The sequence below is a fragment of the Oceanicola sp. 502str15 genome (assembly GCF_024105635.1).
Lineage (GTDB): Bacteria > Pseudomonadota > Alphaproteobacteria > Rhodobacterales > Rhodobacteraceae > Vannielia.
In genome coordinates this window covers 2,961,912-2,974,731 of sequence record NZ_WYDQ01000001.1, presented here as the reverse complement: position 1 = coordinate 2,974,731, position 12,820 = coordinate 2,961,912, and the positions used below count along the sequence as shown (strand labels likewise).

Annotated in this window: 17 protein-coding genes; 8 read left to right on the top strand and 9 right to left on the bottom strand. The window is 67.1% G+C overall.

Translation table 11 applies throughout. The features are described 5' to 3' along the window. Positions 1 to 22: 22 nt before the first annotated feature. Complete coding sequence (gene ttcA, locus GTH22_RS14565) at positions 23 to 925, bottom strand: tRNA 2-thiocytidine(32) synthetase TtcA (RefSeq protein ID WP_252946243.1); 903 nt, start codon at positions 923 to 925, stop codon at positions 23 to 25. Positions 926 to 1,146: 221 nt separating this feature from the next. Between ttcA and GTH22_RS14560 the strand changes: the two genes are divergently transcribed. Next, positions 1,147 to 1,704, top strand: a complete 558-nt coding sequence (locus GTH22_RS14560) for a hypothetical protein (RefSeq protein WP_252946242.1) — start codon at positions 1,147 to 1,149, stop codon at positions 1,702 to 1,704. An 80-nt stretch (positions 1,705 to 1,784) separates the two neighbouring features. Here GTH22_RS14560 and GTH22_RS14555 read toward each other — a convergent pair whose 3' ends face one another. The 6 genes from GTH22_RS14555 to rpmH all read right to left on the bottom strand — a co-directional run bounded on the left by GTH22_RS14555 (position 1,785) and on the right by rpmH (position 4,696). Further along, positions 1,785 to 1,985, bottom strand: coding sequence for a hypothetical protein (locus GTH22_RS14555; protein WP_252946241.1), 201 nt, complete (start codon positions 1,983 to 1,985; stop codon positions 1,785 to 1,787). After that, positions 1,982 to 3,103 (bottom strand): aromatic ring-hydroxylating dioxygenase subunit alpha, encoded by a 1,122-nt coding sequence (locus GTH22_RS14550; RefSeq protein WP_252946240.1) that lies wholly within the window; start codon positions 3,101 to 3,103, stop codon positions 1,982 to 1,984. The genes GTH22_RS14555 and GTH22_RS14550 overlap by 4 nt, the downstream gene beginning before the upstream one ends. Before the next feature lie 218 nt (positions 3,104 to 3,321). Next, entirely contained in the window at positions 3,322 to 3,801 is a 480-nt protein-coding gene (locus GTH22_RS14545) for an SH3 domain-containing protein (protein ID WP_252946239.1), read from the bottom strand. A 62-nt stretch (positions 3,802 to 3,863) separates the two neighbouring features. Next, positions 3,864 to 4,085 (bottom strand): membrane protein insertion efficiency factor YidD, encoded by a 222-nt coding sequence (gene yidD / locus GTH22_RS14540; protein WP_252946238.1) that lies wholly within the window; start codon positions 4,083 to 4,085, stop codon positions 3,864 to 3,866. Between the two features lie 45 nt (positions 4,086 to 4,130). Then, positions 4,131 to 4,532, bottom strand: coding sequence for a ribonuclease P protein component (gene rnpA, locus GTH22_RS14535; protein ID WP_252946237.1), 402 nt, complete (start codon positions 4,530 to 4,532; stop codon positions 4,131 to 4,133). A gap of 29 nt (positions 4,533 to 4,561) precedes the next feature. Then, positions 4,562 to 4,696: a 50S ribosomal protein L34 gene (rpmH, locus tag GTH22_RS14530; RefSeq protein ID WP_012177012.1), complete on the bottom strand. Its 135-nt coding sequence runs from the start codon at positions 4,694 to 4,696 to the stop codon at positions 4,562 to 4,564. A gap of 296 nt (positions 4,697 to 4,992) precedes the next feature. Here rpmH and GTH22_RS14525 point away from each other — a divergent pair, with 296 nt between their 5' ends. From GTH22_RS14525 to GTH22_RS14510, 4 genes are all read left to right on the top strand, one after another. Then, positions 4,993 to 5,718, top strand: a complete 726-nt coding sequence (locus tag GTH22_RS14525; RefSeq protein WP_371928358.1) for a TVP38/TMEM64 family protein — start codon at positions 4,993 to 4,995, stop codon at positions 5,716 to 5,718. Next, the gene (locus GTH22_RS14520) at positions 5,719 to 7,128 is read left to right on the top strand and encodes an NAD(P)/FAD-dependent oxidoreductase (RefSeq protein ID WP_252946235.1); all 1,410 of its coding nucleotides are present in this window, start codon (positions 5,719 to 5,721) and stop codon (positions 7,126 to 7,128) included. A 56-nt stretch (positions 7,129 to 7,184) separates the two neighbouring features. Continuing rightward, complete coding sequence (locus GTH22_RS14515; protein ID WP_252946234.1) at positions 7,185 to 8,606, top strand: HAMP domain-containing sensor histidine kinase; 1,422 nt, start codon at positions 7,185 to 7,187, stop codon at positions 8,604 to 8,606. 199 nt (positions 8,607 to 8,805) lie between these two features. After that, the gene (locus GTH22_RS14510) at positions 8,806 to 9,351 is read left to right on the top strand and encodes a DUF4760 domain-containing protein (RefSeq protein ID WP_252946233.1); all 546 of its coding nucleotides are present in this window, start codon (positions 8,806 to 8,808) and stop codon (positions 9,349 to 9,351) included. 18 nt (positions 9,352 to 9,369) lie between these two features. On the opposite strand, the gene GTH22_RS14505 is transcribed toward GTH22_RS14510, so the two are convergent. Continuing rightward, positions 9,370 to 10,362, bottom strand: a complete 993-nt coding sequence (locus tag GTH22_RS14505) for an NAD(P)H-quinone oxidoreductase (RefSeq protein ID WP_371928357.1) — start codon at positions 10,360 to 10,362, stop codon at positions 9,370 to 9,372. A gap of 47 nt (positions 10,363 to 10,409) precedes the next feature. Continuing rightward, entirely contained in the window at positions 10,410 to 11,111 is a 702-nt protein-coding gene (locus tag GTH22_RS14500) for a COQ9 family protein (protein ID WP_371928356.1), read from the bottom strand. A gap of 114 nt (positions 11,112 to 11,225) precedes the next feature. On the opposite strand from GTH22_RS14500, the gene rpsU reads away from it, so the two are divergent. The 3 genes from rpsU to GTH22_RS14485 all read left to right on the top strand — a co-directional run bounded on the left by rpsU (position 11,226) and on the right by GTH22_RS14485 (position 12,789). Continuing rightward, positions 11,226 to 11,432: a 30S ribosomal protein S21 gene (rpsU, locus tag GTH22_RS14495; RefSeq protein WP_007118112.1), complete on the top strand. Its 207-nt coding sequence runs from the start codon at positions 11,226 to 11,228 to the stop codon at positions 11,430 to 11,432. Between the two features lie 215 nt (positions 11,433 to 11,647). Continuing rightward, a complete protein-coding gene (locus GTH22_RS14490; RefSeq protein WP_252946232.1) occupies positions 11,648 to 12,121 on the top strand; it encodes a MarR family winged helix-turn-helix transcriptional regulator in 474 nt (157 codons plus the stop codon). Then, positions 12,118 to 12,789 carry a GNAT family N-acetyltransferase gene (locus GTH22_RS14485; RefSeq protein WP_252946231.1) on the top strand — a complete coding sequence of 224 codons (672 nt, stop codon included), beginning with the start codon at positions 12,118 to 12,120 and terminating at the stop codon, positions 12,787 to 12,789. Before GTH22_RS14490 ends, GTH22_RS14485 begins: the two co-directional genes overlap by 4 nt. The last annotated feature ends 31 nt before the right edge of the window (positions 12,790 to 12,820 follow it).

Below are 12,820 nucleotides of genomic sequence, written 5' to 3'. Positions count from 1 at the left end.
GCAAGCTAGGCAATCGGCGTAATCAGTTCCTTAAGTCGGGTGGGGCGATTTCGTTCAAGTTTTCACTATCTTCTTGAATCCGCCGTTCCAGCCCGACGAAATCGAAGATCGCCGGGTCGAGAAGGTGCGAGGGCCGTGTGTTCATCAGGGCCCGGAACATCTTCTGCCGCCGCCCCGGATGGTTCGCCTCCCACTGGTCGAGCAGGGCCTTCACCTGCTGGCGTTGCAGCCCGTCCTGGCTGCCGCAGAGGTCGCAGGGGATGATCGGATAGTTCATCGCGGCGGCAAATTTCTCGCAATCCGCCTCGGCCACATGGGCGAGCGGACGATACACAAACAGGTCGCCCTCCTCGTTCACCAGCTTGGGCGGCATGGTGGCCAGCCGCGAGCCGTGGAACAGGTTCATGAAGAAGGTTTCCAGAATGTCGTCGCGGTGATGGCCCAGCACCACCGCCGAGCAGCCCTCCTCCCGCGCGATCCGGTAGAGGTTGCCGCGCCGCAGCCGCGAGCAGAGCGCGCACATGGTGCGCCCGGCGGGCACCTTGTCCATCACGATGGAATAGGTGTCCTGATACTCCACCCGGTGCGGCACCCCCATCTTTTCCAGAAAGGCGGGCAGAACCGTCGAGGGAAACCCCGGCTGCCCCTGATCGAGGTTGCAGGCCAGCAGCTCCACCGGCAGCAGGCCGCGCCACTGGAGTTCGTGCAGCACCGCAAGCAGGGTGTAGCTGTCCTTGCCGCCGCTCAGGCAGACTAGCCACTTCGGCTTCTCCGCCCCACCGGGCCGCACGCCCCGTTCCACCATCCCGTATTGCTCGATCGCCTCGCGGGTATCGCGCACGATCCGCTTGCGGAGCTTCTTGAACTCCGTGGTCGAGGGGGCGCCGTGAAACAGCGGGTGGATATCGTCGGATTCGTCCAGCATGGGCAGGCTATGCCAGAAACCGGGGCGTTGGGGAAGCGGCGCCACACGTTCAACCCAAGCCTCCGTGAACCCGCAAAAACCTGCGGAGCCCGAACCGCGATTTGGGCAATTTCCCGCGAATTTCCGCCGCCGCGCCGCAGGCCGGAACAGGCAGGCCGCCCCGCCGTTGTGGCCCCACATCAGCGGCACAGACTTCGCCGCGGAAACCTAAGGAGGATACAATGACCAATCTTGCCAAAAGCACCATCGCCGCCGTTCTGGCCGGTTCGCTCGGCACCGCCGCCTTTGCAGGCTCTGTCGGTGTAGACGCCGAAGCCGGCGTCTCGGGCGCCGTCTCCGGCGCAACCGAAACCGCCCAGAGCACCGCGAACCAGGTCGAGAACGCCGTGACCAGCACCGCACAGGAGGTGCAGGACGGGGCCACCGACATGGCCGAAAACGGCGCGAGCGCCAAGGCGAAGGTCAACTTCGGCTCGGTCATCTCGGGCCTGAACAACGGCACCACCGCCCAGGCTGCCGCCGATATCGAGGCGCTGGGGGCTGACGTCTCCGTCGATACCGTTCTTCTGAGCGAGATCGAAGGCGCCGGCAATTCCAACGCCCTCGACAAGGCGCTGAGCACCCAGGCCGACGCGATGGTGAGCCTGCATGAGGCCATCGAGGCCAACAGCGAGCTGACCGCCGCACTCGAGGCCGAAGGTTTCGAAGCCGACGACGTGGTGGGCTTTGAAAGCGAAGGCGAGGGTGAAGTGACCCTCGTGATCGACGACCGCGCCTGAACCTCGCGGCGTCAGACCTTGATTTCCCTCAAAGGTCGAAAGGCCCTCGCCCCAGCGGCGGGGGCCTTTTCCGTTTGGGGTCAGGCGCGCGCGCCCGCCTTCAACCGCCGGGCATAGGCCTCGGCCTCCGGCAACCCGGCCTCCAGCGCAAAGACCCAGGCCTGCGTAAGGTAAAACCCCGCCCCCGGCCCGCCTGCCTCTGCCGCCTCGGCATAGAGCCGGGCCAGAGCGGCGCCGTCGCGGGCGGCATGGGCCGCCAGCAGCCTGGCGTCGAGGCTCACGCGCCGAGCCGGGCCGCGACCCATTGATGAAACCGATGCGTCGGCCCGTCCATCACGGGCGAAAACCGCCCGCCGTCAAACCCCGGGCCAACCCGCCCACGCTGCATCCCCTCCACCACGAACACGTCTTCCTCGAAGACCTCGCGCCACTGTGCGGTGTTCTTCGCCCGCAGCGCCGCATCGGTGTCGCCCGAGGCGTAATAGAGATGCACATGCTCCCGCGTCGTCGCCAGCCCTGTCGGCTCCAGCACGATCACGAAGGCATGGTCGCGCTGGGCCCCCATCAGCACGTTCGGAAACACCGAAACATACTCGGCCCCTTCCTCCCAGCTCTCCGGCCAGCCCGCAAAATCCGGAAACACCTCGCCCGCCTCGCCCCGGATCTGCCGGTAGAGCGTGCTGCCCTGCCCGGAAAACCCCTCGCCCTCGATGTTGTAATGGTCTTCCAGCCGCGAATAGCTGTTCAGCCCGGGATGGACCCAGGGCAGGTGATAACTCTCCGAGTAGTTCTCCACCGCGAGCTTCCAGTTGCAGGCCACCTCCAGCACAAAACGGCTGTCTGGCCCGCCATGGTGCACCGGCGCATCCACCTCGGCCCAGCGGGCAAGCAGCGCGGCGTGGGCCTGCTCGAACGGGCCCGCCTTGCCGCTGACATCCACAAACACCACGTCGCGCCAAATATGGCTGGCCACCTCAACCAGCCCCAGCTCGTCGTTGTTCACCCCCTCCGCCCGGTTCATCCCCGGCCCGCCCACATGGGGCGTGGCCACGAGGCGGCCATCATGGGCATAGCACCACGAGTGATAGGGGCAGCGGATCGCCCCCTCGATCCGGCGCGGCGCATCGACAAGGATCATCCCCCGGTGGCGGCAGGTGTTGCGAAACACCCGCAGCACCCCATCGCGCCCGCGCAGCATGAGGAGCGGAAGACCAAGGAACTCCAGCGGCTTCGCATCGCCCGGTTCGGGCACATCGGCACCCACCCCGATCCCGGCCCAGCCGCCCCAGAGCAGCGCATCGCGCTCGGCCTCATGGGTGGCGGGGTCGGTGTAATGGGCGTTGGGCAGGCCTCTCGCGGCCCCGATCGGGCGCATCACGGCAGACAGATCATCGGGCATGGCGCGGCCTCCCTCCACAGCTCGGTTTCTTCTAGCCTAGGCGCAGGTTTCCCGCGCGGGCTGGCCAACCTGCGACATTTCCGGGCACCACCGCGCCGCATTGCGAGGCGCGGGGCGCATCTACCGCCGTCACGGCTGCGGTTCGCGCCCGCCCGCACGGGGCGGGAGGCAAAGCCGGGAGTGTTGGAGAAAGCGGCGGCGCGCCGGGCGCTGCGCCCTCAGTTCACCGCCGTCAGATAGGTCATGCTGGCCCAGCCCACGGTGCCATCGGGCAGGCGCAGTTGCACCCACGAGCCCTCGCGCCCGTCGTCCCAATGCAGCATCTGCCCGGCATAGAGGCGGCGGATCACATCGAACCTCACCCCGGGGCCGCGGCGCAGGTTCAGAAATCCGTCATCCGTGGGAAGCACGGCAAAGGAATAAGGCTGCGTGGCAATGTATTGCGGCGCCATGTAGCGCCGGTGCGCCCAGCCCCGGGTGCCATCGGGCAGGATCACCTGCCGCCAATTGCCCCTGCTGTCGGTCACCTCCACCGCCGTGCCCGAGGTCAGTCGCATCAGGATCTCGTGGCGGGTGCCGGGGCCGTTGCGCAGGTTCAGGTAGCCGTCGTCGCTTTCCTGCACGTAGAGCGTCTGCGCGGCGGCGGGCAGGGCGAGCGCAAGCAGCGTGGCAAGGGCAAGAAACAATCGGCGGGTCATCAAGATCTCCGGTCTGGCAGGTCTGGCACTGGTGTCAGCATCGCCGCTGGGGGCGCGTCGGGTCAATCCGGCACATTGTCGATGCCCGACCCGCCCCAGGGGTTGCACCGCGCGATGCGCCGCAAGGTCAGCCAACCGCCCTTCAGCCCGCCATGCCGCTCCAGCGCCTCGAGCGCATAGGCCGAGCAGGTGGGATGAAAGCGGCAACTGTGCCCGACCCAGGGCGAAAAGATCAGCCGGTAGCCGCGGACGGGCAGGGCAAAGAGACGGGCAAGCAGGGTCATGGCCCGCTCCGTCGCAGGCGCATCGGGGCAGGGAGCGGCCCGGCGCTACCCATGCAGGGTCTCCAGAGCCTCCCGCAGCTCGTCCTGCATGGTGGCAAGGTCGCGCGCCGCCGTTGCTTCGGCCCGCCCGATCAGCACGTAATCCCAGCCGGGCCGTCCGGCCTCGGGCAGCACCGCCCGCGCCACCTCGCGCAGCCGCCGCTTGGCCCGGTTCCGCGCCACCGCGTTGCCCACCTTCTTGGAGCAGGTGAAACCCACGCGCACAGCGTCGGTGCCCTCGGCCCCGTCGCCCTCGCCGCGCTTCCGCCCCTGCACCACGAACCCCGGGCAATGCGCCCGCCGCCCCCTGGCGCAGGCCAGAAAGTCGGCCCGCTTCTTCATGATCTCGAGACAAGCGAAAACCGCCGCAGGGCTCTCGCCCCCGGCGGTCTTGTCAACCTCAGCCATTACGCCGGGCATCTCTGCCCCGCTGCGCCTCAGGCGCTCAGGCTCTTCCGGCCGCGGGCGCGGCGGGCGTTGAGAATCTTGCGGCCGGCCTTGGTGGCCATCCGTGCGCGAAACCCGTGACGCCGCTTGCGGACGAGGTTGGAAGGCTGGAAAGTGCGTTTCATGGCGCTTGCTCCGGTTCGGATCGGTTCAGGCCGCCGCGATCGGATTCGGGCTGCCGGTTGTGTTAGAAGCCGCTCAATAGGGTCCACATGGGGGCCTGTCAATTGATCCGCACCGGAATCTTGCAACATTTCCGGGAGTCCGCCCCTCCCCCTGTAACAAAACCCCGCCTCCCGGGGCCGATCCGCCGCCATGTGCTCACCCCGCATCAACCGGGCGTGATCTGCCCGGTGCGCGATGGGGCGGGGCCGTATCTTCTGTCATGACTCGACGAGGGGAAACCGGACAGATGACACAGATGACAGAGACACAAGCCAAGAACCCATGGCTCAAACGCCTGCCGCTGATGGCGATCCTCGCCGTTGCGCTGGGCGGGGCGTTCTACCTGCGCGACTACCTCTCCTTCGAAACCCTGGCCGAGAACCGCGAAGCGCTGATCGCCTTCCGCGATGCCAACTACCTCGCCACCGTCGCCGGGTTCATCGCCATCTATGTCGTCATCGTCGCCTTCTCGCTGCCCGGCGCCACCGTGGCCACGCTCACCGGCGGCTTCCTCTTCGCCACCTTCCCCGGCGCGCTCTTCAACGTCACCGCCGCCACCATCGGCGCCTGCCTGATCTTCCAGGCCGCCCGCCTCGGGCTGGGCGACAAGCTCTCCGAAAAGCTCGAAGGCTCGGGCGGGGTCGTCGCCAAAATCAAGGCAGGCATCGACGCCAACCAGTGGGAAATGCTCTTTCTCATCCGGCTCGTGCCGGCCGTGCCCTTCTTCGTCGCCAACCTCGTGCCCGCCTTCGTCGGCGTGCCGCTGTCGCGCTTCGCCATCACCACCTTCCTCGGCATCATCCCCGGAGCGGTGGTCTACACCTCGGTCGGCGCCGGGCTTGGCGAGGTCTTCGCCCGCGGCGAAACCCCCAACCTCGGCATCATCTTCGAGCCGCACATCCTGCTGCCGATCCTCGGCCTCTGCGCCCTTGCCGCCCTCCCCATCGTCCTCAAGGCCGTGCGCGGCAAGAAAGGCCTCTGAATGTCCACGATCAAGGCAGATATCTGCATCATCGGCGCAGGCTCCGGCGGCCTCTCCGTGGCTTCCGGCGCAGCCCAGATGGGCGCGAAAACGGTGCTCGTCGAAGGCCACAAGATGGGCGGCGACTGCCTGAACTACGGCTGCGTGCCCTCCAAGGCGCTGCTCTCCGCGGCCCACCACGCCCACGCCATGACCACGGGCGCCCCCTTCGGCATCGCCCCGGCAGAGCCGCAAATCGACTACGCCCGCGCCAAGGATCACGTGGCCGAGGTCATCGCCGGAATCGAGCCGCACGACAGCCAGGAGCGCTTCGAGGGGCTCGGCGTGCAGGTCATCCGCGACTGGGGCAGCTTCATCTCCCCCACCGAACTCCGCGCCGGTGCGCACACCATCACCGCCCGCCGCTTCGTCATCGCCACCGGCTCCCGCCCCTTCGTGCCGCCGATCGAAGGGCTGGACGGGGTGCCCTATCACACCAACGAAACCATCTTCGAGCTGCGCGAACGCCCTGAGCACCTCATCATCATCGGCGGCGGCCCCATCGGGCTGGAAATGGCCCAGGCCCACGCCCGCCTCGGATGCAAGGTCACCGTGATCGAGGCCCAGAAGGCGCTGGGCAAGGACGACCCCGAAATGGCCGCCTTCGTGCTCGGCAAGCTGCGCGCCGAGGGCATCGAGATCATGGAAGAAACCGCCGCCGAGAAGGTCACGGCAGAAGGCGGCATCACCGTCGAAACCCCGCAAGGCCCCGTCACCGGCTCGCACCTTCTGGTCGCCGTCGGGCGGCAGGTGAACATCGACAGGCTCAACCTCAACGTCGCCAACGTCGACCACGACCGCGCCGTAAAGGTCGATGCGCGCCTCCGCTCCACCTCCAACAAGCGCGTCTATGCCATCGGCGATGCGGCGGGCGGCCTGCAATTCACCCATGTCGCGGGCTACCACGCGGGAGTGGTCATCCGCTCCGCCATGTTCGGCCTGCCCGCCAAGGCAAAAACCAACCATATCCCATGGGTCACCTACACCGACCCCGAGCTGGCCCAGGTCGGCCTCACCGAAGCGCAGGCCCGCGAGAAATTCGGCGGCAACCTCGACGTGATCACCCTCACCTACAACGACAGCGATCGTGCCCGCGCCATGCGGCTCGACGGGCGGCTGAAGGTGATGGTCTCCGGCGGCAAGCCGGTGGGCGCCACCATCGCCGGGCCGCAGGCGGGCGAACTCATCGCCGCATGGGCCACCGCCATCGCCAACGGTCACAAGCTGACAACGCTCGCCAACACCGTTTTGCCCTATCCCACGCTGCAAGAGCTTAACAAACGCGCCGCCGGTGCCTATTTCTCCCCCAAGCTGTTCGAAAGCCCAATGGTCAAGCGGGTCGTCGGGCTGGTGCAACGCTTTCTGCCCTAGCCTTGGCGCGCCAGCCCTAGCGGCGCCCCGCGCGGAAATGGTATAACGCGCTAGAAATGTTTCTGAATACGCTCTCCGGCCGCTTCCTGATGCTGACGATTGCCTTCGTCATGCTGGCCGAAGTGCTGATCTTCGTGCCCTCCATCGCGCGCTATCGCGAGGATTTCCTGCTCTCCCGCCTCGAACGGGCCCAGATCGCCTCGCTGGCGTTGCTGGCCACCGACGAGGTGATCGACGCCAACCTCGAGGCCGAGCTGCTCCAGAACGCGGGCGTCAAGAACGTGGTTCTGCGACGCAACGAGATGCGCGAGCTGATCCTGTCCTCGCCGATCATCCAGCCGGTGACGCAAACCTACGACCTGCGCGACCCCGGCGCCTCGGTTCTGATGATGGACGCGATCCGGCGGCTCTGGGTGGCCGAGCCCGAGCTGATCCGGGTGATCGGCGATCCGGTCGAGCAGGCCGGGCTGCTGATCGAGGTGACAATGGACACCGCCGAACTGCGCATGGCGATGATCGACTATGGCCTGCGCATCCTCTGGCTCTCGGCGGCCATCTCCGCGCTCACCGCGCTGCTGCTCTTCGTTGCCGTGCGAATCTTCATCGTCGGCCCGATCCACCGGGTGGTGGACGCCATGGCGAGCTATGCCAAGGCCCCCGAAGATGCCCGCCGCATCATCGAGCCCTCCGCCGGGGCGGTCGAGCTGCGCGAGGCCGAGGAGGGGCTGGCCGAGATGCAGACCCAGCTCACCACCGCGCTGAAGCAGAAAGAGCGGCTCGCCCAGCTCGGCGGCGCCGTGGCGCGCATCAGCCACGACCTGCGCAACATCCTCACCACCGCCCAGCTCTTCGCCGACCGGATGGAAAGCTCCAAGGATCCCGCCGTCGCCCGCGCCGCGCCCAAGCTGGTCAACTCCATCTCCCGCGCCGTGAACCTCTGCGAAAGCACCCTTGCCTTCGGCCGCGCCGAAGAGCCGCCGCCCAAGCTCTCCCGCTTCGCCCTCGCCCCCGTGGTGGGCGACGTGATCGACAGCGAGCGGCTGGCGGCGGGCGAGCACGACATCTCCTATGCCGAAGATATTCCCGCCGGCCTGACCATGCGCGCCGACGCCGAGCAGCTCTTCCGCGTGCTCACCAATCTCGTGCGCAACGCCCGCCAGGCCATCGTGGCCACCGGCAAACCCGGCGAAATCTGCCTGTCCTCCCACGAGGATGACGAGGGCTGGACCATAACCGTCACCGACACCGGCCCCGGCCTGCCCCCCAAGGCGCAGGAACACCTGTTCCAGCCGTTTCAGGGCGGTTTCCGCAAGGGCGGCAGCGGCCTCGGGCTGGCGATCTCGGCAGAGCTGATCCGCGGCCACGGCGGGCGGCTCGACCTGCTGAAAACCGGCCCCGAGGGCACCAAGTTCGCCATCGTCCTGCCGCGCGAGTTCGCAGAGGCCCCCGAGCCCATGCCCCGAAAGGCCGCAGAGTAGGGGCAAGGCGATGCGCAGATCGGTGTCGGCGCGTTAACCTCTCGTCAGTTGATTTTTGGGCATGGAACGCGTATATAAGGGCCATGACACGCGAAACCGTCGGCATCATATAAGCCCCTAAGTTCGGGAAAACGCCAGAATGCCCCCATTCAGGCGCTATTGGCTTGTCTATTTTCTGATAATCGCGCTGGCCTTGGGCATGGCCCTGATTGGAGCATGGCTGGCCAGTCAACCTGATGTGCTGCCCAACGCTTGGGTTCTGCTTGGCGGTGTGGCGGTTGCTGCAATGGCGATTTTTGCCAATGCCTGGATCGGTTGGCGCAGCGCCGCCGTCGCCCACGCGCTCGACACGCTCCAGACCCTCCGCACTGACCGCGAATACCTCATCAACGCCTATGTGGTCCGAAATCGGGCCATGCCACTCGGCAGGGCCCTCTCAAGCGACCAGTTGGCAGCCTTCTGGGACGATTCCGGAAAGTCCTCCATCGACGATCCGAGCTTCTTTGATGCGTCCCGCTTCCTGCTCAACCAATACGAATTTCTCGCCGCCGGGGTCCGCTCCGGCGCGATAGATTACCTGATTGTCCGGCAAACCCTGCGCGGCACGATCATCGCAATCGTCAATACCTACGCCGCGCCGATCCGAAAGATGCGCAATGACAACCCACGCGTCTTCGAGCATCTGCTCTGGCTCTACCGTCGGATGCGCGACATGCCACCTTATGATCGGGGGCCGTTCGGCTGAGTCGGCATCAGGCCGGCATCACCCGCCGGCCACCTCCAGAACAATCTTGCCGATATGCTCCGAGCTTTCCATCCGGGCGTGGGCCTTGGCGGCCTCGGCCAGCGCAAAGGTCGAATCCATCACCGGCGCCACACGGCCCGAGGCGAGCAGCGGCCAGACCTTCTCCTTCAGCTCGGCCGCGATCTCCGCCTTGGCGGCCACCGACTGGGGCCTGAGCGTGGAGCCGGTGATGGTGAGCCGCCGCGCCATGACCTGCGCAAAGTTCAGCTCCGCCTTCGGCCCGCCGAGGAAGGCGATATGCACCATCCGCCCTTCCATTGCCAGCGCCTGCACGTTGCGCGGAATGTACTTACCGCCCACCATGTCGAGGATCAGGTTCGCCCCGCCCTCACCCTTCATCACCTCCACGAAATCCTCTTCGCGGTAGTTGATCGCCCGCTCCGCGCCCAGTTCGAGGCAGGCGTCGCACTTCTCCTTCGACCCGGCGGTCGCAAAGACCCGCGCGCCAAAGGCCGTGGCGAGCTGAATCGCCGTGGTGCCAATCCCCGACGAGCCGCCGTGGATCAGAAACACCTCGCCCGCCTTCAGCCCGCCGCGCATGAAGACGTTGGAATAAACGGTATAGAAGGTTTCCGGCAGGCAGGCCGCCTCCTTCATCCCCATGCCCTCGGGCACCGGCAGGGCGTGGGGGGCGGGGCATTTCACGTATTCGGCGTAGCCTCCGCCCGGCAGCAGGGCGCAAACCTTGTCGCCCACCGCCCAGCCCGCGCCCTCGCCCACGGCCACCACCTCGCCCGAGCACTCGAGGCCGGGCAGGGGAGAGGCATCGGGCGGCGGGTCATAGGCCCCGGCACGTTGCAGCGCATCGGGGCGGTTCACCCCGGCGAAGGCCACCTTGATCACGATCTCCCCCGCGCCGGGCTGCGGCACCGGCACTTCGGTCAGTTGCAGCACATCCGGTGCGCCGGGTTTGCTGATTTCCACGGCCTTCATCGTCTCGGGCAGGGTCATTGGTGGTCCTTCTGGTGGTCCTTCGGGAAGGCGGGACAAGTCCCGCCCTACGGTTTGCTCACATGTCCGGGCATATCGGCGGGCGGGGTGCTTCGCGGCGCGCGCACCCGGGCGGCCAGCCACTCCGGCCCGGCCATCAGCCCCTTGGTCAGCGGGTTCTTCCGCAGCCCGGCCTTCAGCTTCTCGATCTGCATCACATCGGCAATCCGCCGCTCCAGAAACGCCCGTGTCGCCTCATGCCCGGCGCTCTCGTCGCCCAGCCAGTAGAGCAGCGTGGCCGAATAAACCGCCGAAAGCGTCGCCCGCTTCGAATACCAGTTGAGATCCTCGCTCTCGTCGCCCAGCGCCCGCCAGATCGCATCGGCGGTGCCCCAGACGGCGCCGGCCCCGGCGGCGGCATTCTGCGGCAGGGCCATCAGCGAGGCCGCGCGGCGCACCGCCTCCTTCTCGCCCTCGATCGCCTCCAGCCGCAGCCGCACCGCATGGGCGATCCGGTCAGAGAATCGCATCGCCTCCAGCTCGGCCTCGCCCAGCGCCGCCAGCATCCTGGCATCGCCCCGCGCATGAAAGGCCAGCGCCAGGTCCACCGCCCCGCGCGGAAACAGCGCCTTCGCCTCGGCCAGACTCACCCCGGCGCCCTCGGCAGCCCGTTTCAGGGTTTCGTCAGACCAGCCATCGAAGGCCACATTGGGCAGGGCCGCATCCAGAATGGCGGCTTTTTCGGGGGTTTCGGCGGTGTTTTCCATCATCTCAGCCTATCTAGGGCGATTTTTCAGCGAGTGTAGACAGATGCTCGAGCCTTTGCTATACGGCGCCCTCCTGCAAATTCTTGCAACTCTAATCAGAAAGGTGGTGACAACCACATGCAGGTAAGCGTTCGTGACAACAACGTCGATCAGGCGCTTCGTGCTCTGAAGAAGAAACTTCAGCGCGAGGGTGTGTTTCGTGAGATGAAACTCAAGCAACACTTCGAGAAGCCGTCCGAGAAGAAAGCCCGTGAAAAGGCCGAAGCGATCCGCCGTGCGCGGAAGCTGGCTCGGAAAAAGGCCCAGCGCGAAGGGATGATGTAACTCATCCCGTCGATACACGAACGGCGAGGGTCTCGGCCCCCGCCTACGACGACCCCCGAGGCTGACGCCCGGGGGTTTGTTGTTTCTGGGGCGGGACTTTTGCCGAAGCTCCCCGGCAAAACCACCCGTAGGTCGGGACCTGTCCCGACTTTCCGCCCCCCGAACGCGGCCACCGAACCATTGACATCCCCAAATCCATATCCACATATATACCCATGCATGAATCAGACGCCCTCCGCTCCCACGGCCTCACCTCCCTCGGCTCCCGCCTGCGCCGTCTCGGGGAGCGCCTCCAGGCCCATACGCAGGAAATTCTCAACGAGATCGACCCGCGCGTGCCCGCCGCCAGCTACCCCCTGCTTGCCTGCCTCGACACCCCCGAGCCGCGCCCCATTGGTGACATTGCCCAGGCCCTCGGCACCGCCCAGCCCGGCGTGACCCGTACCGTGACCCGGCTCACCGGCCTCGGGCTCACGGTGAGCGCCACCTGCCCGGATGACGCCCGCCTCCGCCTCGTTTCGCTCACCCCCGAAGGTCATGCGCTGCTTGCGCGTGCCCGGGCAACCGCCTGGCCCCGCACCCGCGCCGCCGTGACAGACCTCTGCGCCCCCTTCGGCCCCGAGCTGCTGGAGATGCTCGACACGCTCGAAACCCGGCTCGACGCCAAACCCCTGAAAGACCGCCCATGACTGCCCACCCGCTCGATTGCCCCGCCCGCGCCGCCCTCACCGGCCCCCATGCGCCACTGGCCCAAAGCCATGGCGCCGCCCTGCGCTACGATCCCGGCCTGATCCCCTTCGCCGCCATCGACCCGGACCACCCCGAGCACCTCTCCGCCCTCGCGGCACCGGGCGAACTGGCCGTGTTCCTGCAAACCGAAAGGGTCCAAACCCTTCCCGGCTTTTCTGAAACCCTTCGCGCCGAGGCCGTGCAGCTCATCAGTCACAGTCTGCCCCCCGCACCCGATGACCCGCGCGTCCTGCCCCTTGGTCCCGAAGATGCCGCCGATATGCTGGCCCTTGCAGAGGCAACCAAGCCCGGCCCCTTCACCCTGCGGGCGTTGGAGCTGGGGCCATTCTGGGGCGTGCGCCAAGAGGGGGAGCTCATTGCCATGGCCGGCACCCGCATGGCGGCGCCGGGGTTCACCGAGGTCTCCGGCGTCTGCACCGCGCCCGAGGCCCGGGGGCAGGGGTTGGCCCGCGCCCTCTCCGCCCATGCCGCCTGCGCCATTGCCGCAACCGGCGCCATCCCCTTCCTGCATGCCTTCGCCGCCAACGCGGCGGCCATTTCGCTCTATCAGAGCCTCGGATTTGCCATCCGCGCCGAATTTTCCGTGGCTGTGTTCACCCGAACCTGAACTTTTCCCTGCGACCTCCCGCCTCAGGCGG